The sequence below is a fragment of the Streptomyces sp. NPDC041968 genome, assembly GCF_055589025.1.
The window spans coordinates 229,733-254,483 of the sequence record NZ_JBVJCB010000005.1 but is presented as its reverse complement, the minus strand read 5'-3'; the positions used below and the strand labels follow the sequence as shown (position 1 = coordinate 254,483).

Annotated in this window: 16 protein-coding genes; 11 read left to right on the top strand and 5 right to left on the bottom strand. The window is 70.1% G+C overall.

What is annotated here, in order from left to right; translation table 11 throughout:
• Nucleotides 1-23: 23 nt before the first annotated feature.
• From rplL to ACZ6EG_RS14800, 3 genes are all read left to right on the top strand, one after another.
• A complete protein-coding gene (rplL, locus tag ACZ6EG_RS14810; RefSeq protein WP_356601715.1) occupies nucleotides 24-410 on the top strand; it encodes a 50S ribosomal protein L7/L12 in 387 nt (128 codons plus the stop codon).
• Between the two features lie 586 nt (nucleotides 411-996).
• The gene (gene rpoB / locus ACZ6EG_RS14805; RefSeq protein WP_053135571.1) at nucleotides 997-4,482 is read left to right on the top strand and encodes a DNA-directed RNA polymerase subunit beta; all 3,486 of its coding nucleotides are present in this window, start codon (nucleotides 997-999) and stop codon (nucleotides 4,480-4,482) included.
• 97 nt (nucleotides 4,483-4,579) lie between these two features.
• A complete protein-coding gene (locus ACZ6EG_RS14800; protein WP_053135573.1) occupies nucleotides 4,580-8,479 on the top strand; it encodes a DNA-directed RNA polymerase subunit beta' in 3,900 nt (1,299 codons plus the stop codon).
• A gap of 76 nt (nucleotides 8,480-8,555) precedes the next feature.
• Here ACZ6EG_RS14800 and ACZ6EG_RS14795 read toward each other — a convergent pair whose 3' ends face one another.
• Nucleotides 8,556-9,848 carry a hypothetical protein gene (locus ACZ6EG_RS14795; RefSeq protein WP_469604648.1) on the bottom strand — a complete coding sequence of 431 codons (1,293 nt, stop codon included), beginning with the start codon at nucleotides 9,846-9,848 and terminating at the stop codon, nucleotides 8,556-8,558.
• Nucleotides 9,849-9,949: 101 nt separating this feature from the next.
• On the opposite strand from ACZ6EG_RS14795, the gene ACZ6EG_RS14790 reads away from it, so the two are divergent.
• The 6 genes from ACZ6EG_RS14790 to ACZ6EG_RS14765 all read left to right on the top strand — a co-directional run bounded on the left by ACZ6EG_RS14790 (nucleotide 9,950) and on the right by ACZ6EG_RS14765 (nucleotide 16,621).
• A complete protein-coding gene (locus ACZ6EG_RS14790) occupies nucleotides 9,950-10,999 on the top strand; it encodes a glycosyltransferase family 2 protein (RefSeq protein WP_469604645.1) in 1,050 nt (349 codons plus the stop codon).
• A 290-nt stretch (nucleotides 11,000-11,289) separates the two neighbouring features.
• Nucleotides 11,290-11,661, top strand: a complete 372-nt coding sequence (gene rpsL / locus ACZ6EG_RS14785; RefSeq protein WP_003948652.1) for a 30S ribosomal protein S12 — start codon at nucleotides 11,290-11,292, stop codon at nucleotides 11,659-11,661.
• A gap of 2 nt (nucleotides 11,662-11,663) precedes the next feature.
• On the top strand, nucleotides 11,664-12,134 hold the full coding sequence (gene rpsG, locus ACZ6EG_RS14780; protein ID WP_003974303.1) for a 30S ribosomal protein S7: 471 nt from the start codon (nucleotides 11,664-11,666) through the stop codon (nucleotides 12,132-12,134).
• Between the two features lie 39 nt (nucleotides 12,135-12,173).
• Nucleotides 12,174-14,300 (top strand): elongation factor G, encoded by a 2,127-nt coding sequence (gene fusA, locus ACZ6EG_RS14775; protein WP_356601724.1) that lies wholly within the window; start codon nucleotides 12,174-12,176, stop codon nucleotides 14,298-14,300.
• 171 nt (nucleotides 14,301-14,471) lie between these two features.
• Nucleotides 14,472-15,665: an elongation factor Tu gene (gene tuf / locus ACZ6EG_RS14770; protein ID WP_053135585.1), complete on the top strand. Its 1,194-nt coding sequence runs from the start codon at nucleotides 14,472-14,474 to the stop codon at nucleotides 15,663-15,665.
• Nucleotides 15,666-16,150: 485 nt separating this feature from the next.
• Complete coding sequence (locus tag ACZ6EG_RS14765; protein ID WP_469604641.1) at nucleotides 16,151-16,621, top strand: hypothetical protein; 471 nt, start codon at nucleotides 16,151-16,153, stop codon at nucleotides 16,619-16,621.
• Between the two features lie 18 nt (nucleotides 16,622-16,639).
• On the opposite strand, the gene ACZ6EG_RS14760 is transcribed toward ACZ6EG_RS14765, so the two are convergent.
• Together ACZ6EG_RS14760 and ACZ6EG_RS14755 are read right to left on the bottom strand one after the other, a co-directional pair.
• Complete coding sequence (locus ACZ6EG_RS14760; RefSeq protein WP_469604638.1) at nucleotides 16,640-19,099, bottom strand: FtsX-like permease family protein; 2,460 nt, start codon at nucleotides 19,097-19,099, stop codon at nucleotides 16,640-16,642.
• Nucleotides 19,093-19,923 (bottom strand): ABC transporter ATP-binding protein, encoded by an 831-nt coding sequence (locus ACZ6EG_RS14755; protein ID WP_469604635.1) that lies wholly within the window; start codon nucleotides 19,921-19,923, stop codon nucleotides 19,093-19,095. Before ACZ6EG_RS14755 ends, ACZ6EG_RS14760 begins: the two co-directional genes overlap by 7 nt.
• 163 nt (nucleotides 19,924-20,086) lie before the next feature.
• Between ACZ6EG_RS14755 and ACZ6EG_RS14750 the strand changes: the two genes are divergently transcribed.
• Both ACZ6EG_RS14750 and ACZ6EG_RS14745 read left to right on the top strand, forming a co-directional pair.
• Nucleotides 20,087-21,385: a sensor histidine kinase gene (locus ACZ6EG_RS14750; protein WP_469604632.1), complete on the top strand. Its 1,299-nt coding sequence runs from the start codon at nucleotides 20,087-20,089 to the stop codon at nucleotides 21,383-21,385.
• Nucleotides 21,385-22,017 (top strand): response regulator, encoded by a 633-nt coding sequence (locus tag ACZ6EG_RS14745; RefSeq protein WP_391970128.1) that lies wholly within the window; start codon nucleotides 21,385-21,387, stop codon nucleotides 22,015-22,017. Before ACZ6EG_RS14750 ends, ACZ6EG_RS14745 begins: the two co-directional genes overlap by 1 nt.
• Before the next feature lie 161 nt (nucleotides 22,018-22,178).
• On the opposite strand, the gene ACZ6EG_RS14740 is transcribed toward ACZ6EG_RS14745, so the two are convergent.
• Nucleotides 22,179-23,546: a carbohydrate-binding protein gene (locus ACZ6EG_RS14740; protein WP_391969960.1), complete on the bottom strand. Its 1,368-nt coding sequence runs from the start codon at nucleotides 23,544-23,546 to the stop codon at nucleotides 22,179-22,181.
• Between the two features lie 131 nt (nucleotides 23,547-23,677).
• Nucleotides 23,678-24,625 carry a LysR family transcriptional regulator gene (locus tag ACZ6EG_RS14735; protein ID WP_391969959.1) on the bottom strand — a complete coding sequence of 316 codons (948 nt, stop codon included), beginning with the start codon at nucleotides 24,623-24,625 and terminating at the stop codon, nucleotides 23,678-23,680.
• Between the last annotated feature and the right edge of the window lie 126 nt (nucleotides 24,626-24,751).

The window sequence follows — 24,751 nt, the reverse complement described above, 5'->3', positions numbered from 1 at the left end:
GAATTAGTGGAAGGACCGCCATCATGGCGAAGCTCAGCCAGGACGACCTGCTCGCCCAGTTCGAGGAGATGACCCTCATCGAGCTCTCCGAGTTCGTGAAGGCCTTCGAGGAGAAGTTCGACGTCACCGCCGCCGCCGCCGCGCCGGTCGTCGTCGCCGGTGGTGCCGCTGGTGGCGCCGCCCCCGCCGAGGAGGAGAAGGACGAGTTCGACGTCATCCTCACCGGTGCCGGCGACAAGAAGATCCAGGTCATCAAGGTCGTGCGTGAGCTGACCTCCCTGGGTCTGAAGGAGGCCAAGGACCTCGTGGACGGCGCCCCGAAGCCCGTCCTCGAGAAGGTCGCCAAGGACGCCGCCGAGAAGGCCGCCGAGTCCCTCAAGGGCGCCGGCGCCTCCGTCGAGGTCAAGTAAGACCGCACCGGCACCACGGATCCGGCAGGGTCTGTAACGCCGTAGCACCGAAGAGCGATCATCCATCCGGGTGGTCGCTCTTCGGCGTATCCGAGGGTGCGGCGGCGGCTGCCTTGCACGCGTGACGACGGAGAGTAGGGTGATCTTCGTCGTGCCGTCTCCGGGGCCCTGAGAGCCGCTGGAGGCGACCGGTTCGGGCCTAGGGGGGCCTTGACGAACAGCACGCAGCGCGCAATTCTCAGGGCGTCGTCAAAGGATCCGAATCCGAGGCATGGATCGACGGCGAAGAGGGCAGTATCAACGTGCGTTGAGGGCGAGGCCTTGCCGCAGGTGGTGAGAACAACGAGGAGCGAACACGGTCCCCGAGAACCGCACTGGACATCAGTGAGCCAAGTGGCTACACTGTCCCTTTGCGCTGCCTGTTAGCTGCCCCCTGCCCGTCACCAGGGGTCTACCCTCGCCCGAGCACTGACGACCAGAGCATGTCCGACCTGGCTTTTCGCCACGTCAGGCACCCCCTGTCTTCGTGCACGGAAGAGGGGCCGGTACGCGCGTAGTGAGTCCGAGCCCTCGGAAGGACCCCCTCTTGGCCGCCTCGCGCAATGCCTCGACCGCGAATACGAACAACGCTGCCAGCACCGCCCCGCTGCGCATCTCCTTTGCAAAGATCAAGGAGCCCCTCGAGGTTCCGAACCTTCTCGCGCTGCAAACCGAGAGCTTCGACTGGCTGCTCGGCAACGACGCGTGGAAGGCTCGCGTCGAGTCGGCTCTGGAGTCCGGTCAGGACGTCCCCACCAAGTCCGGTCTGGAAGAGATCTTCGAGGAGATCTCGCCGATCGAGGACTTCTCCGGGTCGATGTCGCTGACGTTCCGCGACCACCGTTTCGAGCCCCCCAAGAACAGCATCGACGAGTGCAAGGACCGCGACTTCACGTACGCGGCCCCGCTCTTCGTCACCGCCGAGTTCACCAACAACGAGACCGGCGAGATCAAGTCCCAGACGGTCTTCATGGGCGACTTCCCGCTCATGACCAACAAGGGCACCTTCGTCATCAACGGCACCGAGCGTGTCGTGGTGTCGCAGCTGGTCCGTTCGCCGGGTGTCTACTTCGACTCCTCCATCGACAAGACGTCCGACAAGGACATCTTCTCCGCCAAGATCATCCCGTCCCGGGGTGCCTGGCTGGAGATGGAGATCGACAAGCGCGACATGGTCGGTGTGCGCATCGACCGCAAGCGCAAGCAGTCCGTGACCGTCCTGCTCAAGGCTCTCGGTTGGACGACCGAGCAGATCCTGGAGGAGTTCGGCGAGTACGAGTCCATGCGCGCCACCCTGGAGAAGGACCACACCCAGGGCCAGGACGACGCGCTGCTCGACATCTACCGCAAGCTGCGTCCGGGCGAGCCCCCCACGCGTGAGGCCGCGCAGACGCTGCTCGAGAACCTCTACTTCAACCCGAAGCGCTACGACCTCGCCAAGGTCGGCCGCTACAAGGTGAACAAGAAGCTCGGCGCCGACGAGCCCCTGGACGCCGGCGTCCTCACCACCGACGACGTCATCGCCACCATCAAGTACCTGGTGAAGCTGCACGCCGGTGAGACCGAGACGGTCGGCGAGTCGGGCCGGGAGATCGTCGTCGAGACCGACGACATCGACCACTTCGGCAACCGCCGCATCCGCAACGTCGGCGAGCTGATCCAGAACCAGGTCCGTACGGGTCTCGCCCGTATGGAGCGCGTCGTGCGCGAGCGCATGACCACCCAGGACGTCGAGGCGATCACGCCGCAGACCCTGATCAACATCCGGCCGGTCGTCGCCTCCATCAAGGAGTTCTTCGGCACCAGCCAGCTGTCCCAGTTCATGGACCAGAACAACCCGCTGTCGGGGCTGACGCACAAGCGTCGTCTGAACGCCCTCGGCCCGGGTGGTCTCTCCCGTGAGCGGGCCGGCTTCGAGGTCCGCGACGTGCACCCGTCGCACTACGGCCGCATGTGCCCGATCGAGACGCCCGAAGGCCCGAACATCGGTCTGATCGGCTCGCTCGCCTCGTACGGCCGGATCAACCCCTTCGGTTTCATCGAGACGCCGTACCGCAAGGTCGTCGACGGCCAGGTCACGGACGACGTGGACTACCTGACCGCCGACGAGGAGGACCGCTTCGTCATCGCGCAGGCCAACGCCACGCTCAACGACGACATGCGTTTCTCCGAGGCCCGCGTCCTGGTCCGCCGCCGTGGCGGAGAGGTCGACTACGTCCCCGGTGACGACGTCGACTACATGGACGTCTCGCCGCGCCAGATGGTGTCGGTCGCGACCGCCATGATCCCGTTCCTCGAGCACGACGACGCCAACCGTGCCCTGATGGGCGCGAACATGATGCGTCAGGCGGTGCCGCTCATCAAGAGCGAGTCCCCGCTGGTCGGCACCGGCATGGAGTACCGCTCCGCCGCCGACGCCGGCGACGTGGTCAAGGCCGAGAAGGCGGGTGTGGTCCAGGAGGTCTCCGCGGACTACATCACCACGACCAACGACGACGGCACGTACATCACGTACCGCCTGGCCAAGTTCTCCCGGTCCAACCAGGGAACCTCGGTCAACCAGAAGGTCATCGTCGCCGAGGGCGACCGGGTCATCGAGGGCCAGGTCCTGGCCGACGGTCCGGCCACCGAGAACGGCGAGATGGCGCTCGGCAAGAACCTGCTGGTCGCGTTCATGCCGTGGGAGGGTCACAACTACGAGGACGCGATCATCCTGTCGCAGCGCCTCGTGCAGGACGACGTCCTCTCCTCGATCCACATCGAGGAGCACGAGGTCGACGCCCGTGACACCAAGCTCGGCCCCGAGGAGATCACCCGGGACATCCCGAACGTCTCCGAGGAGGTCCTCGCCGACCTCGACGAGCGCGGCATCATCCGCATCGGTGCCGAGGTCGTCGCCGGCGACATCCTCGTCGGCAAGGTCACGCCCAAGGGTGAGACCGAGCTGACCCCGGAGGAGCGCCTGCTCCGCGCGATCTTCGGTGAGAAGGCGCGCGAGGTGCGCGACACCTCCCTGAAGGTGCCGCACGGTGAGATCGGCAAGGTCATCGGCGTCCGCGTCTTCGACCGCGAGGAGGGCGACGAGCTTCCCCCCGGTGTGAACCAGCTGGTGCGCGTGTACGTGGCGCAGAAGCGCAAGATCACCGACGGTGACAAGCTCGCCGGCCGCCACGGCAACAAGGGCGTCATCTCCAAGATCAACCCGATCGAGGACATGCCGTTCCTGGAGGACGGCACGCCCGTCGACATCATCCTGAACCCGCTGGGTGTCCCGTCCCGAATGAACCCGGGACAGGTCCTGGAGATCCACCTCGGCTGGCTCGCCAGCCGCGGCTGGGACGTCTCCGGCCTCGCGGAGGAGTGGGCCCAGCGTCTGCAGGCCATCGGCGCCGACAAGGTCGAGCCCGGCACCAACGTCGCCACCCCGGTCTTCGACGGTGCGCGTGAGGACGAGCTGGCCGGTCTGCTCCAGCACACCATCCCGAACCGCGACGGCGAGCGCATGGTGCTCCCGTCCGGCAAGGCGCGGCTGTTCGACGGCCGCTCCGGTGAGCCGTTCCCGGAGCCGATCTCGGTCGGCTACATGTACATCCTCAAGCTCCACCACCTGGTCGACGACAAGCTGCACGCCCGGTCGACCGGTCCGTACTCGATGATCACCCAGCAGCCGCTGGGTGGTAAGGCCCAGTTCGGTGGCCAGCGCTTCGGTGAGATGGAGGTGTGGGCGCTGGAGGCGTACGGCGCCGCGTACGCCCTCCAGGAGCTGCTGACCATCAAGTCCGACGACGTGACCGGCCGCGTGAAGGTCTACGAGGCCATCGTCAAGGGCGAGAACATCCCTGAGCCCGGCATCCCCGAGTCCTTCAAGGTGCTCATCAAGGAGATGCAGTCCCTGTGCCTCAACGTGGAGGTGCTGTCCTCGGACGGCATGTCCATCGAGATGCGTGACACCGACGAGGACGTCTTCCGCGCTGCGGAGGAGCTCGGCATCGACCTGTCGCGGCGCGAGCCGAGCAGCGTCGAAGAGGTCTGACGGGAGTCAGGCGGGGCCTCTCACGCAGAGGCCCCGCCGATCCCGCGACCCCCGTTTCAGACCACAGACTTACAACCCTGAGAGGGATTGACGCATAGTGCTCGACGTCAACTTCTTCGACGAGCTCCGGATCGGCCTGGCCACCGCTGACGACATCCGTCAGTGGAGCCACGGCGAGGTCAAGAAGCCCGAGACGATCAACTACCGCACGCTCAAGCCCGAGAAGGACGGACTCTTCTGCGAGAAGATCTTCGGTCCGACCCGGGACTGGGAGTGCTACTGCGGCAAGTACAAGCGCGTCCGCTTCAAGGGCATCATCTGTGAGCGCTGTGGCGTCGAGGTCACGCGCGCCAAGGTGCGCCGCGAGCGGATGGGCCACATCGAACTGGCCGCACCCGTCACCCACATCTGGTACTTCAAGGGCGTCCCGTCGCGCCTGGGCTACCTGCTCGACCTCGCCCCGAAGGACCTCGAGAAGGTCATCTACTTCGCGGCGTACATGATCACGTTCGTGGACGAGGAGCGTCGTACCCGCGACCTGCCGTCCCTGGAGGCGCACGTCTCCGTCGAGCGTCAGCAGATCGAGAACCGTCGCGACTCCGACCTGGAGGCCCGCGCCAAGAAGCTCGAGACGGACCTCGCCGAGCTGGAGGCCGAGGGCGCCAAGGCCGACGTGCGCCGCAAGGTGCGCGAGGGTGCCGAGCGTGAGATGAAGCAGCTGCGCGACCGTGCGCAGCGCGAGATCGACCGCCTCGACGAGGTGTGGAACCGGTTCAAGAACCTCAAGGTCCAGGACCTCGAGGGCGACGAGCTGCTCTACCGCGAGCTGCGTGACCGCTTCGGCACGTACTTCGACGGCTCCATGGGCGCCGCCGCGCTGCAGAAGCGCCTGGAGTCCTTCGACCTCGACGAGGAGGCCGAGCGCCTCCGCGAGATCATCCGCACCGGCAAGGGCCAGAAGAAGACCCGTGCGCTCAAGCGCCTCAAGGTCGTCTCCGCGTTCCTGCAGACCAGCAACAGCCCCAAGGGCATGGTGCTGGACTGCGTGCCGGTCATCCCGCCGGACCTGCGTCCGATGGTGCAGCTGGACGGTGGCCGCTTCGCGACCTCCGACCTGAACGACCTGTACCGCCGCGTGATCAACCGCAACAACCGCCTGAAGCGGCTTCTCGACCTCGGCGCGCCCGAGATCATCGTGAACAACGAGAAGCGCATGCTCCAGGAGGCCGTGGACGCCCTCTTCGACAACGGTCGTCGTGGTCGCCCGGTGACCGGTCCCGGCAACCGCCCGCTGAAGTCTCTGAGCGACATGCTCAAGGGCAAGCAGGGTCGTTTCCGTCAGAACCTGCTCGGTAAGCGAGTCGACTACTCGGCGCGTTCCGTCATCGTCGTCGGCCCGCAGCTGAAGCTGCACCAGTGCGGTCTGCCCAAGGCCATGGCGCTGGAGCTCTTCAAGCCGTTCGTGATGAAGCGCCTGGTCGACCTGAACCACGCGCAGAACATCAAGAGCGCCAAGCGCATGGTCGAGCGCGGCCGCACGGTCGTGTACGACGTGCTGGAAGAGGTCATCGCGGAGCACCCGGTTCTGCTGAACCGTGCGCCCACGCTGCACCGCCTCGGCATCCAGGCCTTCGAGCCGCAGCTGGTCGAGGGCAAGGCCATCCAGATCCACCCGCTCGTCTGCACCGCGTTCAACGCGGACTTCGACGGTGACCAGATGGCCGTCCACCTGCCGCTCTCCGCGGAGGCGCAGGCCGAGGCCCGCATCCTGATGCTGTCCTCGAACAACATCCTCAAGCCGGCCGACGGCCGTCCGGTGACGATGCCGACCCAGGACATGGTCCTCGGTCTGTTCTTCCTCACCACCGACGGCGAGGGCCGGGACCTCAAGGGCGAGGGCCGCGCGTTCGGTTCCGCCGCCGAGGCGATCATGGCGTTCGACGCGGGCGACCTGTCGCTCCAGTCGAAGGTCGACATCCGCTTCCCGGTGGGCACCATCCCGCCCCGCGGCTGGGAGCCCCCGGCCCGCGAGGAGGGTGAGCCGGAGTGGCAGCAGGGTGACACCTTCACCCTGAAGACCACGCTGGGCCGCGCGCTCTTCAACGAGCTGCTGCCCGAGGACTACCCCTTCGTCGACTACGAGGTCGGCAAGAAGCAGCTCTCCGAGATCGTCAACGACCTCGCCGAGCGGTACCCGAAGGTCATCGTGGCGGCGACGCTCGACAACCTGAAGGCCTCCGGCTTCTTCTGGGCGACCCGTTCCGGCGTCACCGTGGCCATCTCCGACGTCGTCGTTCCCGAGGCGAAGAAGGAGATCGTCAAGGGCTACGAGGCTCAGGACGAGAAGGTCCAGAAGCAGTACGAGCGCGGTCTGATCACCAAGGACGAGCGCACGCAGGAGCTCATCGCGATCTGGACCAAGGCGACCAACGAGGTCGCCGAGGCGATGAACGAGAACTTCCCGAAGACCAACCCGATCTTCATGATGGTGAACTCGGGCGCACGAGGCAACATGATGCAGATGCGTCAGATCGCCGGTATGCGTGGTCTCGTGTCGAACGCCAAGAACGAGACGATCCCGCGTCCGATCAAGGCCTCGTTCCGTGAGGGCCTGTCCGTGCTGGAGTACTTCATCTCCACGCACGGTGCCCGTAAGGGTCTGGCGGACACCGCTCTGCGTACCGCCGACTCGGGTTACCTCACCCGTCGTCTGGTCGACGTCTCCCAGGACGTCATCATTCGCGAGGAGGACTGCGGCACCGAGCGCGGCCTCAAGCTGCCGATCGCCACGCGCGACGCGGACGGCACGCTGCGCAAGGCCGAGGACGTCGAGACCAGCGTGTACGCCCGCATGCTCGCCGAGGACGTCGTCATCGACGGCAAGGTGATCGCGCCGGCCAACGTCGACCTCGGTGACGTCCTGATCGACGCCCTGGTCGCCAACGGTGTCGAGGAGGTCAAGACCCGTTCGATCCTGACCTGCGAGTCCCAGGTCGGCACCTGCGCCATGTGCTACGGCCGCTCCCTGGCCACCGGCAAGCTGGTCGACATCGGTGAGGCGGTCGGCATCATCGCCGCCCAGTCCATCGGTGAGCCCGGCACCCAGCTGACGATGCGTACCTTCCACACCGGTGGTGTGGCAGGTGACGACATCACGCAGGGTCTGCCGCGTGTCGTCGAGCTCTTCGAGGCCCGTACCCCGAAGGGTGTCGCCCCGATCTCCGAGGCCTCCGGCCGCGTCCGGATCGAGGAGACCGAGAAGACCAAGAAGCTCGTCGTCACCCCCGACGACGGCAGCGACGAGACGGCGTTCCCGATCTCGAAGCGTGCCCGTCTGCTGGTGGGCGAGGGCGACCACGTCGAGGTGGGCCAGAAGCTCACCGTGGGTGCCACCAACCCGCACGACGTGCTGCGCATCCTGGGTCAGCGTGCCGTCCAGGTCCACCTGGTCGGCGAGGTCCAGAAGGTCTACAACTCGCAGGGTGTGTCGATCCACGACAAGCACATCGAGATCATCATCCGGCAGATGCTGCGCCGCGTGACGATCATCGAGTCGGGCGACGCGGAACTGCTGCCCGGCGAGCTGGTCGAGCGCTCGAAGTTCGAGACCGAGAACCGTCGTGTGGTCCAGGAGGGCGGTCACCCGGCCTCCGGTCGTCCGCAGCTGATGGGTATCACCAAGGCCTCGCTGGCGACGGAATCCTGGCTGTCGGCCGCCTCCTTCCAGGAGACGACCCGAGTCCTGACGGACGCGGCGATCAACGCCAAGTCCGACAGCCTCATCGGCCTCAAGGAGAACGTCATCATCGGTAAGCTCATCCCGGCCGGTACGGGCCTGTCCCGCTACCGCAACATCCGGGTGGAGCCGACCGAGGAGGCCAAGGCCGCGATGTACTCGGCCGTCGGCTACGACGACATCGACTACTCGCCGTTCGGCACCGGCTCCGGCCAGGCCGTCCCGCTGGAGGACTACGACTACGGTCCGTACAACCAGTGAGCGGGTAACGCTTGAACGCCGAAGGGCGGTCACCCCGGGAGGGGTGGCCGCCCTTCGGCGTGTGCGGACGCGGTGGCTACGGCACGCCCAGCTCGAAGATGACGTAGTGCGCGTACCAGCCGGAGGCGAGCGCGGCCGTGGTGAAGAAGACCGCGAGGCTCGGGAGCCTCAGGCGGGCGAGGGCCGCGGCCGGCGCGAGGAGCAGGGGGAAGGCCGGCAGCAGGTAGCGCATGGTGTTGCCGAACATCTGCTGGGTGCCGAGGACCGTGATGATCGTGGCCAGCGTGTAGGCGACCAGGACCAGCGGGGGCTTCTTGCGCAGCATCAGGGCGATCAGGAAGGGCAGCGCCAGGACCAGCTGGAGGGAGAGCAGGTCCGGGGTGGAGAAGGCGAAGACGTAGTCGCCCTTGCCGACGGCGAGGTTGCGCAGCACGTCCAGGGTGTAGGCGCCGTAGTCGAAGAAGTGCGCCCAGCCCTCGCGCTGGAGCGTGAAGTACGCGGTGGCCTCGCCGGTGCGGTAGCCGACCCAGGCGATGTAGCCGAGCAGGCCGAGCGGGGCCACGACCATGGCGTACACCGGGCCCCGTACGCCGTGCTCGCGCCGGGAGGCCGGCCGGGCCAGGGTCACCAGGGCGGCCAGGCCCACGGCGCCTATGAGGACGGCGGACGTGGGCCGGTTCAGGCCCGCGGTGAAGGCCAGCAGCCCGGCCGTCACCCAGCGCCCGGTCATCACCGCGTAGCAGGCCCAGGCGGCGATGGCGACGAACAGGGACTCGGAGTACACGGCCCACTCGACGCCCGCGCCGGGCGCGACGGCCCACAGCCCGGCGGCGATCGTGCCCGCGCGGGCCCCGGCCACGAGGCGGACCACGGCGAAGATGCCCGCGGCCGCGACGAACGAGCAGACGACGGAGACGAGGATGCCGGCGCCGTACAGCCCGAGGCCGGTGACCTCCGAGACCATGCGGATCAGCGCCGGGTAGAGCGGGAAGAAGGCGACCGAGTTCTGCTGGACGGTGAACAGGCCGTCGCCGCCGAGCCGTACCAGGGAGGGGCTGTAGCCGTGCTCGGCGACCTGGAGGTACCACCAGCCGTCCCAGGTGGCCAGCACGTCCCACCAGTGGGCGCCCCCGCCGAAGCGCGGGTTCTTGCCCTCGTAGTCACCGGCGTACTCCAGCAGCGACGCGAAGACCGCGAGGCCGACGAGCTTGGTGACGCCGTACAGGGCCAGTGCGGGCAGGTAGGGGCGGGCGCGGTCGGGGAGGACGGGACGCCAGGTCCGCCAGGAGCGCTCCGGACGGTCCTCGGGCTGCCCGTCCGGTGCGCCGGCGGGCCTGTCGGTCACCGTGTCGTCGGCAGCCGTGTCCATGGCTGTCATCCCCCTCGGTCCGTGCTCAAGCGTCAATTGCTGCCATAAGATCGCACAAGAGTCGCACATCTGTGCTCAGGATCAGGGTGAGGGGAGGCGCGGTGCCCGAGGAACGGGACGCGGAGCAGCACGGACCGGTCGTGCTGTCGGTCGTCATACCGATGTACAACGAAGAAGAAGTCCTCCCCGCGCTGGTCAGCCGACTGCGCCCGGTCCTGACGGAGCTGGGCGTCGCCCACGAGGTCGTGGCGGTCGACGACGGCAGCGGGGACCGTACGGCGGAGCTGCTCGCCGCCTTCCGGCTGGGCTGGCCGGAGCTGCGTGTGGTCGCGCTGCGGCGCAACTCCGGGCACCAGGCGGCCCTCACGGCCGGCCTGGACCGGGCCGTGGGCACCTACGTGGTCAGCCTCGACGCCGATCTCCAGGACCCGCCGGAGAAGATCCCCGACATGCTGGCGCTGGCCCGTGCCGAGGGCCTCGACATCGTCTACGGCGTCCGCGACGACCGCAGCAGCGACTCCGGGTTCAAGCGGTGGACGGCGGGCTGCTACTACCGGCTGATGCGGCGCCTCGCGGGTCCCTCGGTCCCGGCCCAGGCGGGGGACTTCCGGCTGCTCAGCCGGGCCGCCGTCGACGCCCTGAAGGCCCTGCCGGACCAGCAGCGGGTCTACCGGCTCCTGGTGCCCTGGCTGGGCTTCCCGAGCGGGCAGGTGACGTACGAGCGCGCTCCGCGTACGGCGGGGCGCACCAAGTACCCGCTGGGGAGGATGATCCGGCTCGGGGTCGACAGCGTCACCGGCTTCTCCGCCGCCCCGCTGCGCATCGCCACCTGGCTGGGCGCCGGCGCGTTCGTCGTCTGCCTGGGGCTGCTGGTCTACACCCTCACCGCCTTCGCGCTGGGCCGGACGGTGCCGGGCTGGACCTCCCTGTTCACCGGCATCGTGTTCATCGGCGGGGTGCAGCTGGTCTGCGTCGGTCTGCTGGGCGAGTACGTGGGGCGCATCTACACGGCCGTGCAGAACCGGCCGACGTACTTCGTCCGGCACGACACGGCGGCGCCGACCGCGCCCTCGGCGGCGCCGGCGCCCTCGGTACCGGGGCAGGGCGCGGCCGGGGAGAACGGGGTGCGGGTGCCCGCCCCCAGGGCCTGAGGCGCCCGGCACCGAACGGTGCGAAACGGGACGGAAAGGGCGGCGCTGTCGGTCCAGCGCATTTGTTTTGACCGCAGCGAATGCGATAGGTACGCTCAGACCTTGTGCCTGGGGTGTGCCCTGGCCCCCGTGCGTGCCTTCCCACCGCGATGGGGGTCTTCACCGGCCACCGTGATCCGCGCTCCTTCCGCTTTGGCGGCAAGAGTCCGCGGCTCCGACACACCCGACCGCGTGGGTCGGAAAAGTTCCAGGTTAGCTTCACCATTCGGCACACAGAAACCGGAGAAGTAGTGCCTACGATCCAGCAGCTGGTCCGGAAGGGCCGGCAGGACAAGGTCGAGAAGAACAAGACGCCCGCACTCGAGGGTTCGCCCCAGCGTCGCGGCGTCTGCACGCGTGTGTTCACGACCACCCCGAAGAAGCCGAACTCGGCCCTGCGTAAGGTCGCGCGTGTGCGTCTGACCAGCGGGATCGAGGTCACCGCTTACATTCCGGGTGAGGGGCACAACCTGCAGGAGCACTCCATCGTGCTCGTGCGCGGCGGCCGTGTGAAGGACCTGCCGGGTGTTCGCTACAAGATCATCCGCGGTTCGCTTGACACCCAGGGTGTGAAGAACCGCAAGCAGGCCCGCAGCCGCTACGGCGCCAAGAAGGAGAAGTAAGAATGCCTCGTAAGGGCCCCGCCCCGAAGCGCCCGGTCATCATCGACCCGGTCTACGGTTCTCCTCTGGTGACCTCCCTGATCAACAAGGTGCTGCTGAACGGCAAGCGCTCCACCGCCGAGCGCATCGTCTACGGCGCCATGGAGGGCCTGCGCGAGAAGACCGGCAACGACCCGGTCATCACGCTGAAGCGCGCTCTCGAGAACATCAAGCCGACCCTCGAGGTCAAGTCCCGCCGTGTCGGTGGTGCGACCTACCAGGTCCCGATCGAGGTCAAGCCGGGCCGTGCGAACACGCTCGCCCTGCGCTGGCTGGTCGGTTACTCCCGCGCCCGTCGCGAGAAGACCATGACCGAGCGTCTGCTGAACGAGCTCCTCGACGCCTCCAACGGCCTGGGTGCCGCTGTGAAGAAGCGCGAGGACACGCACAAGATGGCCGAGTCCAACAAGGCCTTCGCGCACTACCGCTGGTAGTCGCTACCCACATCGAGACCGAGAGAAGACTGAAGCCTTATGGCTACCACTTCACTTGACCTGGCCAAGGTCCGCAACATCGGGATCATGGCCCACATCGACGCGGGCAAGACGACCACCACCGAGCGGATCCTGTTCTACACCGGTGTGTCGTACAAGATCGGTGAGGTCCACGACGGCGCCGCCACGATGGACTGGATGGAGCAGGAGCAGGAGCGTGGCATCACGATCACGTCTGCTGCGACCACCTGTCACTGGCCGCTCGAGGACAACGACTACACGATCAACATCATCGACACCCCGGGGCACGTCGACTTCACCGTCGAGGTGGAGCGTTCCCTGCGTGTGCTCGACGGTGCCGTGACCGTGTTCGACGGTGTCGCCGGTGTCGAGCCGCAGTCCGAGACGGTGTGGCGTCAGGCCGACCGCTACGGCGTGCCGCGCATCTGCTTCGTGAACAAGCTGGACCGCACCGGCGCCGAGTTCCACCGCTGCGTGGAGATGATCTCGGACCGCCTGGGCGCCCAGCCGCTCGTCATGCAGCTCCCGATCGGTGCCGAGGCCGACTTCAAGGGCGTCGTGGACCTGGTCCGCATGAAGGCGCTCGTGTGGTCCGCCGAGGCGGCCAAGGGCGAGATGTACGACACCGTCGACATCCCGGCCACGCACACCGAGGCCGCCGAGGAGTGGCGCGGCAAGCTGGTCGAGGCCGTCGCGGAGAACGACGAAGAGATCATGGAGATGTTCCTCGAGGGCCAGGAGCCCACCGAGGAGCAGCTGTACGCCGCGATCCGTCGTGTCACCATCGCGTCCGGCAAGTCCAGCGACACCACGGTCACCCCGGTGTTCTGCGGCACCGCGTTCAAGAACAAGGGCGTGCAGCCCCTGCTCGACGCGGTCGTGCGCTACCTGCCGACCCCGCTCGACGTCGAGGCCATCGAGGGCCACGACGTCAAGGACCCCGAGGTCGTCGTCAAGCGCAAGCCGTCCGAGGACGAGCCGCTGGCCGCGCTCGCGTTCAAGATCATGAGCGACCCGCACCTCGGCAAGCTCACCTTCGTCCGGGTCTACTCGGGCCGCCTGGAGTCCGGCACCGCGGTGCTGAACTCCGTCAAGGGCAAGAAGGAGCGCATCGGCAAGATCTACCGCATGCACGCCAACAAGCGTGAGGAGATCGAGTCGGTGGGCGCCGGCGACATCGTCGCCGTCATGGGCCTGAAGCAGACCACCACCGGTGAGACGCTGTCCGACGACAAGAACCCGGTGATCCTGGAGTCCATGGACTTCCCGGCGCCGGTCATCCAGGTCGCCATCGAGCCCAAGTCGAAGGGCGACCAGGAGAAGCTGGGCGTCGCGATCCAGCGCCTCGCCGAGGAGGACCCGTCGTTCCAGGTCCACTCGGACGAGGAGACGGGCCAGACCATCATCGGTGGTATGGGCGAGCTGCACCTCGAGGTGCTGGTCGACCGCATGCGCCGTGAGTTCAAGGTCGAGGCCAACGTCGGCAAGCCGCAGGTCGCGTACCGTGAGACGATCCGCAAGACCGTCGAGCGCGTGGACTACACCCACAAGAAGCAGACCGGTGGTACCGGTCAGTTCGCCAAGGTGCAGATCGCGATCGAGCCGATCGAGGGCGGCGACGCCTCGTACGAGTTCGTGAACAAGGTGACCGGTGGCCGCATCCCGAAGGAGTACATCCCTTCGGTGGACGCGGGTGCTCAGGAGGCCATGCAGTTCGGCATCCTGGCCGGCTACGAGATGACGGGCGTCCGCGTCACGCTCATCGACGGTGGCTACCACGAGGTCGACTCCTCCGAGCTCGCCTTCAAGATCGCCGGTTCGCAGGCCTTCAAGGAGGCCGCGCGCAAGGCTTCGCCCGTGCTCCTGGAGCCGATGATGGCCGTCGAGGTCACCACGCCCGAGGACTACATGGGTGAGGTCATCGGCGACATCAACTCCCGCCGTGGCCAGATCCAGGCCATGGAGGAGCGGATGGGTGCCCGCGTCGTGAAGGGCCTTGTACCGCTGTCGGAGATGTTCGGCTACGTCGGAGACCTCCGCAGCAAGACGTCGGGTCGCGCAAGCTACTCGATGCAGTTCGACTCCTACGCCGAGGTTCCCCGGAACGTCGCCGAGGAGATCATCGCGAAGGCCAAGGGCGAGTAACGGGCTACTCCGTTCAACGGACCCCGTTCACACGCTTTAGGCTTGACCCCGGAGCCTGCAAGGGTCATTCCGTCGCCAACCCGACGGAATGACCCGGGTCCGGGTTTCCCAGCAAAGATCACCTGGCGCCGATGAGTAAGGCGTACCAGAACCACTCTCAGGAGGACCCCCGTGGCGAAGGCGAAGTTCGAGCGGACTAAGCCGCACGTCAACATCGGCACCATCGGTCACATCGACCACGGTAAGACGACCCTCACGGCCGCCATTACCAAGGTGCTGCACGACGCGTACCCGGACCTGAACGAGGCCTCGGCCTTCGACCAGATCGACAAGGCTCCCGAGGAGCGCCAGCGCGGTATCACCATCTCCATCGCGCACGTCGAGTACCAGACGGAGACCCGTCACTACGCCCACGTCGACTGCCCCGGTCACGCGGACTACATCAAGAACATGATCACGGGTGCGGCGCAGATGGACGGCGCCATCCTCGTGGTCGCCGCCACCGACGGCCCGATGCCGCAGACCAAGGAGCACGTGCTCCTGGCCCGCCAGGTCGGCGTTCCGTACATCGTCGTCGCCCTGAACAAGGCCGACATGGTGGACGACGAGGAGATCCTGGAGCTCGTCGAGCTCGAGGTGCGCGAGCTCCTCTCCGAGTACGAGTTCCCGGGCGACGAGCTTCCGGTCGTCAAGGTCTCCGCTCTGAAGGCCCTCGAGGGCGACAAGGAGTGGGGCAACTCGGTCCTCGAGCTCATGAAGGCCGTGGACGAGTCCATCCCGGAGCCCGAGCGCGACGTCGACAAGCCGTTCCTGATGCCGATCGAGGACGTCTTCACCATCACCGGTCGCGGTACGGTCGTCACCGGCCGCATCGAGCGTGGTGTCCTCAAGGTCAACGAGACCGTCGACATCATCGGCATCAAGACCGAGAAGACCACCACCACGGTCACCGGCATCGAGATGTTCCGCAAGCTGCTCGACGAGGGCCAGGCCGGTGAGAACGTCGGTCTGCTCCTCCGTGGCATCAAGCGCGAGGACGTCGAGCGCGGCCAGGTCATCATCAAGCCGGGCTCGGTCACCCCGCACACCGAGTTCGAGGCCCAGGCCTACATCCTGTCGAAGGACGAGGGTGGCCGTCACACCCCCTTCTTCAACAACTACCGTCCGCAGTTCTACTTCCGTACGACGGACGTGACCGGCGTCGTGACCCTCCCCGAGGGCACCGAGATGGTCATGCCGGGTGACAACACCGAGATGAAGGTGGAGCTCATCCAGCCCGTCGCCATGGAAGAGGGCCTGAAGTTCGCCATCCGCGAGGGTGGCCGGACCGTGGGCGCCGGCCAGGTCACCAAGATCAACAAGTAAGCTCCGCTTGCTTGTCGGTCTCTGACCTGACATGGGCTGATGCCTGAGAGAGGGCCCGCACGACTTCGGTCGTGCGGGCCCTCTCGCATGGGCGGTGGGGGCTCGGGGTGGCGGGGGCTGGGGGCGGTGCGCGGGGCGTGAACGTCAACCCGGCACCCGGTCCGTCACCGGATCGGCTGCATTGCTGGCATATGTGCCTGGCAAGGTCCGTCCTTCTTCTACGTTCGGTGCATGGTCAGTTCATCTCATGAGGCGCTGCACCGGATCTTCCAGGAGGATCCGGCGCTCTTCGCCCGGGCCGTCCGGGCAGCTGGGCCTACTATCTGGCGCACCTCTACGCCAAGTACGGGTTGCCGCCGGTCCTGCTGGTCGTCTGCGCCGATCGGCGCACCGCCTCCTGGGCCGCCCGGCAGGTGGACCTCGGGCCTCCGCAGTGGCCTTCGCTCACCGTGCGCCCGTTGGTCCTAGGGCCCGACCACGTGCCGGTGATCGACAGCCCCGACGAAGCGGCGCGGGACATCCCGCTGACCGTGCTCTCCGCGGCGCTGCACCGTCGGGATCCGGGCGCCGATGCGATACTGAAGGCGCTGGCCTCGGCGTTGAAAGGCCTGTCGGCCGAGGACGAGAGCACGGCAAGCATCTACATCGAACTCACGGAACAAGGACTCGGCAAGACGCCGGCCGCAGACTTCTGGAGGCAGATCATGGCCGCCGACCTTTCGTTCTTCCAGTCGGAGACCGCGCAGAGCCTGCGTGCCGAGGGGCGCGCCGAGGGGCGTGCCGAGGGGCGTGCCGAGGACATTCTGCTTCTGTTGGAGCGGCGGGGTGTGGCGGTGTCGGGTGGTGATCGGGAGCGCATCGTGGGGTGTGCGGATCTTGATGTGCTGGGGGTCTGGTTCTCGCGGGCGATCACGGCTGGGTCGGTGGCGGAGGTGTTCGGGCCCGCGGAGGGGTGAGGGAGGGCGCCGTGGTGGTCACGGGCGGGTGCCCGCGAGGTGGACCGCGGCGCGTCGCAGGGCCAGGGCCGAGGGGATGACCGAGGCGAGCACCGCGAGCACCGCGCAGGCGGCGACAGCCGCGCCGAGGGCCGTCCACGGGACCGCCGGCGTGGGACGTACCGCCAGCAGGCCCAGCGCCGCCCACATCCCGGCCAGGTTGAGCCCGGCGACGACCAGCCCGAGGACCGCGCCGACCGCGACGACCACCAGCGACTCGGCCCCCACCAGGCGCAGTACCTGTCCCCGCGTGGCCCCGGTCAGCCGCAGCGCCGCCAGATCGCGGACCCGGTGGGAGGTGGCCATCACCATCGTGTTGACCAGCGAGATGCCGGTGTAGAGCAGGGCGATGCCGAGGACCAGCAGCAGGCCGAGCCGGGTCGGGCGGTTGGTCTCCGGGTAGGTGGCCGCGACCCACTCGTCCGTGTCGTACACCTGCCCGCCGGCCGAGCGCACCGCCTCGCGCAGCCCGGCGGCCACCGCCCCGGTGTCGGCGCCGTCGGCCAGGGCCACGTCCACCCGGTCGACGAGGGCGCCGGGGGCGTTGGCGGGCGTGACCCAGACGCCGTTGCCGCCGGTGCCGGTGTGCATCACGGCGGCGATGCGCAGGGTCTTCTCGGTGCCGTTCCCCAGCCACACCCGCACGCTTTCGCCCACGGAGTGCCGTTCCCACTCCTCGTTGACGATGAGGGAGCCGTCGTCGAGGTCGGCCGGGTTCCCCGCGGCGAGCGGCAGCCGGGTGGTCGCGGCGAGGGCCGCGGGCCCCACGACGGCGCGCGCCTCGGACCGGACGAGCGCGACGCCCTCCTCCAGGACGTAGACCGCCCCCGACGAGGTCGGCGAGACGGTGGCCCCGGGCACGGCGCGCAGCCGCCGCACGGTCCGTTCGTCGAAGCCCGTGCCGGCCGGCGCGGTGACCACGAAGGCGGCGGCGGTCCGCTCGCGCGTCTCGGTGGCCCGCGCCTCGTTCAGCGTCGCGGTGGCGCCGAGCAGGGAACCCGCGAGAGCGACCGTCACCAGCACGGGTGCCGCCACGGCCGCGGTACGGCGCACACCGGCGGCCGCGTTCTCGCGGACCAGCATGCCCGTGGCGCCCGGCAGGCGGGCGGGCAGCCACGCCAGGAGCCGGGCCAGCGGACGCACCACGACCGGCGCGAGCAGCGCCGCCGCGGTGATCAGCAGCATCGGGCGGAGGATGTACGTCTTGCGGTGCAGCAGGTCGCCGGGGTCGCCCGCGAGGGCGATGCCGAGCGTCACCAGGGCCGTCAGCAGCAGCGCGAGGCCGCACAGCCACCGGCCCCGGGTCATCGCCCCGGCGTCCACGGCGGCCTCGCGCAGCGCCTCGGTGGGGCCGGTCCGGCCCGCCCGCCAGGACGCCGCGACCACTCCGCACAGGGCGACGAGGAGTCCGGTCCAGAAGGCCATGTGGAACGGCCAGGTGTGGTCGCCGAGGGTGAACCAGGCCGGTGCCAGGTCGGCGTCGACCACCCACCCGGCGAGCAGCGGCGCGCCGTACCCGCCGAGTGCGCACCCCGCGGCCGAGGCCGGTACGCCGACCAGCAGGGCCTCGGCGAACACCGTCCGCCGGATCTGGCCCGGCGTCGCGCCCGCCGTGCGCAGCAGCCCGAACTCGCGTCGCCGCTGGGCGACCGTGAAGGCGAACGTGGACGCCACGACGAACACCGAGACGAACGCGGTGACGCCGCCGGCCGTGCCGAACAGGGCGTTCATCGCGGTCAGTGCCTCGCCGTCCCGGCCGGGGTCGGCATCGGCGTACCGGCGGTCGTCCCCGGTGAGCACCTGGACACCGGCGCTGCCCCGCACCGCGTCCCGTACGGCGGACGGGTCCGCGTCCACCACGAGCTGGAGGCTGACGGGGGACAGCCGGGCGGCACGCGGGTCGGTGAAGAAGACGGCGTCCTCGAACCCGAGGTCGGGGACGGTGCCCACGACCCGCACGGTGCCGCGGTCGGTCCTGACGCGGTCGCCCGGCGCCGCCCAGCCGCCGGTGACGACGACCTCGTCGGCCGTCCGGGGCGCGCGGCCCGCGTCGATCGCGTACGGAGCGAACGGGGCCGTGGACCACGGGTGGCCCACCAGGGAGCGGGGCCCGCCGTCGGCCCGTACCGGGAAGGAGCGGTCCTCGACGACGGTGCCGAGCCGCTCCAGCCGGGCCACGGCCGAAACCGGCACGGAACGGGGCTGCGTGAGCGCCGCCGTACGGTCGCCGATCGGCGTGGACACCGTCAGGGTGTCCTGGCCCCGGACCACGACCGGCGCGGCGGCGAACCGTTCCGGGGCGCGGTCGGGGGCGTCCGACGAGGAGGCCAGGACCAGCCCCATGACGGTGAGCAGGGCGACGCCCAGCGACAGCGCGACGAAGCTGCCGGTGAAGGCGGCCCAGCGGAAGCGCAGGGTGCGCAGGGCGACGGTCAGCACGGGGTGGCCTCCAGGCGGGTCATGCGGGTGGCGATGGCGTCGGCGCCCGCCGCGGTCAGCTCGCCGTGGACCCGGCCGTCGACCAGGAAGACCACGCGGTCGGCGTACGAGGCCGCGACCGGGTCGTGGGTGACCATGACGACCGTCCGGCCCGCGTCGTCGACCATGCCGCGCAGCAGCGCCAGCACCTCACGTCCGGTCCGTGTGTCCAGGGCTCCGGTCGGCTCGTCGCCGAAGAGGATCTCGGGGCGGGTGATCAGCGCGCGGGCCAGCGCGACGCGCTGCTGCTGGCCGCCGGACAGCTCCGCGGGCCGGTGCCGGGCCCGGTCGGCGAGCCCGACCTGGGCGAGGACCTCGCGCACCCGGGCCCGGGAGGGGCGGCGGCCGGCCAGGCGCAGCGGGAGCGCGACGTTCTGCGCGGCGGTCAGCGACGGCAGCAGGTTGAACGCCTGGAACACGAACCCGATGCGCTCACGGCGCAGCAGCGTCAGCCGCCGCTCGCTCAGCCCGGTCAGGTCGGTGCCGCCGACGACCACCGCACCCGACGTGGGCCGGTCCAGACCGGCGGCGCACTGGAGGAGGGACGACTTGCCCGAGCCCGAGGGGCCCATGACCGCGGTGAACGTGCCCCGGGGGAAGGCGAGGGAGACCTCGTCGAGGGCCGTGACGACGCTGTCGCCCGACCCGTACCGTCTGCTCACGGAGCACAACCGGACCGCGTCCACCGCGCCGACCGCACGGTCATGGTCCGCGTCGACCCCACGGTTCGCGCCGACCGCACGGTCATGGCCCGCGTCGACCGCCTGGGCCGTGTTCCTGTTCATCTGTCCCCACTCGTCGGCTCTCGGCTGGTGACTCCACGAAACCGTCCGCGAGCACCCCGGCGCAGTGCGGCAGGGGCGAGAAACGGGGTAGGGCAGGCCATACCCCCGGGACGCCCCCTGGGCCGATGGCCCGGTCGTACGCGGGCGTCCTACGGTGATCCGCATGCACCCTCGCAACGTGTGGCAGGCCATGTCCGGCCCGGGCCCCGGCTTCCTGCTGTCGGCCTGGCCGTGGCGTGCGGTCGCCTACCTGGTGACCGGGGCGGTGGCCGGTGCCGTGACCCTGGTGGGGGTCGTGACCGCCGCCGTCGTCGGCGGTGTCCTCGCCGTCGCCGTGGTGGGTCTGCCGCTGCTGGTCCTCATCGCCCTCGCGGGCATACCCGTCGCCCACCTGGAGCGCCACCGTCTGCGTCTCGTCGACCGCGACCCCGTACCCGGCCGCCACCGGCAGCCGGCCGCCGCGGGGCTGTGGGCCTGGCTGACCACCCGGCTGCGGGAGCCGGCGACCTGGCGGGAGCTCGGGTACGCGCTGCTGTTCGCCTTCCTGCTCTGGCCGGTGGACGCCCTCGTCCTCGCCGCCGCCCTGGTCCTGCCGCTCTCCACGGTCGCCACGCCGCTGCTGATGGCCACCGTGGGCGACGGCGAGGAGGCGAAGGTCCTCAAGCAGTGGACGGTGACCACCTGGCCGACCGCGTTCGGCGTGGCGCTGCTCGGGCTGCTGCTCCTCGCCGCCGGGGCCTACGCGCTGGGGCTCGCGGCGGGCGCGCGGACCGAGCTGGCCCGCGTCCTCGTGGGCACCCCGCGCGGCGGTGACCCGGACGACCGGGTCGTGGAACTGACCCGCTCCCGCGTGCGGTTGGTGGACGCCTTCGAGGCCGAGCGCCGCCGGATCGAGCGCGACCTGCACGACGGCGCCCAGCAGCGCCTGGTCGCCCTGACGATGGCCCTCGGCCTGGCCCGCCTGGACGCGCCGCCCGGCCCGCTCGCCGACCAACTGGCCAAGGCCCACGGGGAGGCGGGGAAGGCGCTCGGGGAACTGCGGGAGCTGATCCACGGCATCCACCCCAAGGTGCTCGCCGACTACGGCCTGGCGGCGGCCGTCGAGGACGCGGCCGACCGGTCCGCCGTCCCCGTGGACGTGCACCTGGAACTGTCCGGCCGGCTGCCCCAGGCCGTGGAGGCCGCCGCCTACTTCGTGGTCTGCGAGGCCCTCGCCAACGTCGCCCGGCACAGTGGTGCCGATCGGGCGGAGGTGACCGGCGGGCACCGCGACGGACGGCTGTTCCTGGCGGTCCGCGACGACGGCCGGGGCGGCGCGGAGGCCGGGGCGGGCAGCGGACTGACCGGGCTCGCCGACCGGGTGTCCGTACTGGATGGCAGACTCGCCCTGTCCAGTCCGCCGGGCGGACCGACCCTGTTGCGTGTGGAGATCCCGTGCGAGTGGACCGAACGCTTCGCGTAGTGCTGGCCGAGGACAGCGTGCTGCTGCGGGACGGGCTGGTCGGCCTGCTCGGCCGCTGCGGGCACGAGGTGGTGGCGGCCGTCGGCGACGCGGAGGCACTCGTCGCGGCGGTGGCGGAGCACACCCCGGACATCGTCGTGACGGACGTCCGGATGCCGCCCGCCTTCCAGGACGAGGGCCTGCACGCGGCGGTGCGGTTGCGCGAGAAGCGCCCCACCCTGCCCGTCCTCGTCCTGAGCCAGTACGTGCAACGGGCCTACGCCGCCGAACTGCTCGACTCCGGCGACGGCACGGGCGTGGGCTACCTGCTGAAGGACCGCGTCGGCCAGGTCGAGGAGTTCGTCGACGCGCTGGCCGAGGTCGCGGCCGGCGGCACGGTCGTCGACCCCGAGGTGGTCCGCCAGTTGCTGCGCCGCCGCCGGGACCCCCTGGAGCGGCTCAGCCCGCGTGAGCGGGAGGTGCTGGCCCTGATCGCCGAGGGCAGGTCCAACGGGGCCATCGCCCGCGAACTCGTCGTCTCCGAGGCGGCCGTCGGCAAGCACGTCGGCAGCATCCTCACCAAGCTCGACCTGCCCCCGGCGGACGGGACGCACCGCAGGGTGCTGGCGGTGCTGGCGTTCCTGCGGGGCTGAACCGGTGGGCGCGCGCCGCCGCCCCTCGCCCGAGGCGCAGGACGGACGCGACCGGGCCCGGGCGCTCTCCCACTGCGCACCCGGGCCCGTCCCCGACATCCCGGGCGACGCCCCCCGCGGGTCGGCGCCCGGGGGCCGTCCCCCGTGGGTTCCTCAGCCGCTCACACCCGCTGCCACAGCGCCGGTACGTTCGACGGCTCCCAGCCCCGCTGGGCCTGGTGACCCTGGAGGCAGCGGTAGGTGGCGCCGCCGTACGTCACCGTGTCGCCCGGCTGGTAGACGGTGCCGGCCGCCCAGGTGCCGCCGGGCTCCTCGGGCTCGCCCGGGTCCTCGCCGCCGCCACCGGTCGTCTTCAGGGTGAGGCCGTAGTTCTGGAGCAGCGGGTTGATCGGCTGGAAGTACGTCGTCCCGCCGCTGCGGCAGTCGCCCGAGCCGCCCGAGGTGACGCCCTGCGCCTGGCTGCCGGAGATGTAGGAGCCGCCCGAGTCGCCGGGCTCGGCGCACACCGTGGTGCGGGTGACGCCCGTGATGGTGCCCTCCGGGTAGGTCACGCTGGTGTTGTGCTGCTGGACGGTGCCGCAGTGCCAGCCGGTGGTGGAGCCGGAGCGGCACACGGACGCGCCGACCGGGGCCTGGGTCGACCCGGCGACCTGCACGTTCTGCCCGCCCGCGCCGCTGACGTACGGGGTCGCCGTCCACTGGGAGTTGGTGGCCACCCACGCCATGTCGCGGCCCGGGAAGACCGAGCCCTGGAAGGTGCCCTGGGCCACCCGGTTGGCGCCGCTGGTGCTCGCGCCCGCCCGTCCGCAGTGACCGGCGGTGGCGTAGCCCTGCTGGGTGCCCTTGGTGACCGGGAAGCCGATCGAGCAGCGTCCGCTGTTGTTGATGTAGTACGCCTCGCCGCCGCGCAGGTCGTACAGCGGGCGGGGCCGCTCGGCCGACTTCTCGACGCGGACGGGTCCGGCGTCGACCCCGGCCGCGTCGAGCAGGGCGCGGGCCGCGGCGGGGTGCGGGGCCCGCACGGTGACCGTGTTGGCGCGTACGTCGACGTACCGCACGGGCGCGGCGGTGCTGTCCCGGGCGGTGACGGCACGGTCGACGCGGGCCTTGGCCGCGTCCAGGTCGGCGAGCGAGTGCCGTACGACCTCCGCCACCGCGCCCTCGGCCTCGATCGCCGCCACGTCGCCCGCGTCCGTGGTCGCCACGGTCAGCGTGCCGGACTCGGCGCCGCGCACCCACGCGCCCGCGAAGTCGGCGCCGAGCGCGGCCCGGAGCCGCCCCGCGGTGGCGCCCGCGTCCGCCTCGTTGGCGAGCCGGAGCTGCGCCTGCCGCCGGTCGAGGCCGAGGTCGCGTTCCATGGCCCGGAGCAGCGCGGGCGGTGCGGTGTCGGTGCGCAGGGACTCGGCCGCGGTGGGCGCCGCGTCGGCGGGGGCCGTCCCGGCGCTCGCGGAGCCGCTGAGCCCGGCCACGAGCAGGGCGGCCGTCGCGGCGACGGCGGCGCCCACGGTTCTGGTGTGTCGGTGGGGCATGGGGGATCTCCTCGGTCTCGGTGGGGAGGTGCCGAAACCGTAGGGAGGGACGACCGGTGGTCATAAGCCGTCGGTCGGCCCTCTCCCCGGCGTTATGGAAGGCGTAGGTGTCCCTGGAAGGCGTCTGCGGGTCAGGGCACCCGGTTCGCCGCCATCCACTGCGTGTAGCTGTCGCTGCCCGCCGCCACGCCCGCGTGGGCCATGCGCGCCTGCGCCAGCACGGTGGCGGCGATGTCCTGCCGCTGCGCCACCGCGTGCCAGCCGAGCAGGTGCCGCCAGGCCAGCGGAGTGCCGGTGAGCGGACGGGTGACGATGCCGGGCGTGGTCGGGAAGGTCGCCCGGCACAGGCCCACCGCCCGCCCCACCTGCACCAGGTGCACGAGGGACGCGGTGTCCGTCTCGTACATGCGGCGCGGGGTGAACCCGGCGCGGGTGCAGGACGCCGTGAAGCAGTCGCCGAAGCAGCCGTCGCCGGGCACGCAGGCCCATTCCTCGCCCGCCAGCTCGGTCAGGTCGACCTCGGGCCGGTGGGCGAGCGCGTGCCCCTCGGGCACCATGACGAAGACCGGGTCGACGGCGACCTCCCGCCAGACCAGCCCATCGGCGCCGGGCGGGGAGGCGGAGCCGCAGGTCCCGGCCAGGGCGAAGTCCAGCCGCCCCTCGGCCAGCTGTTCGGCCAGCGCCCGTTCCGACCAGGAGGTGCAGGTCGTCATGCGGGTGTCCGGCGCCACGTCCGCGAGCCGGTCCACCAGGGCACCCAGCAAGGGCCCGTGCGTGCCGCCCAGCCGCAGGTGCCGCGCGGTACGCGGCGCCCGCGCGAACCGCGCCGCCTCCTGCTGCAACTCGGTCACCGCGGGCAGCACGATCCGGCTGCGCTCCAGCACCAGCTCGCCCAGCGCGGTGGCCCGCACGCCGTGCCGGCCGCGCACGAACAGCGCGCCGCCCAGCGCCCGTTCGATCCGCTTGAGCTGAGCGCTCAGCGCGGGCTGCGCGAGACCGAGCGCCGTCGCCGCCCTGGTGAGGCTGCCGGCGTCGGCGATGGCCCGGACCGTCCTGAGATGCCGCAACTCCAGCTCCATAAGGGGAGCTTGCGTCGGGGGAGGGGCGGGGGCAAGGGGTTGGTCCGGACCTGTGACGGTGCGCTGCCGACCGGAGCGTGGGAATGCAGGTGAGGGCCGTGCCCGTGGTGGTGTGCGTGGCCGTAC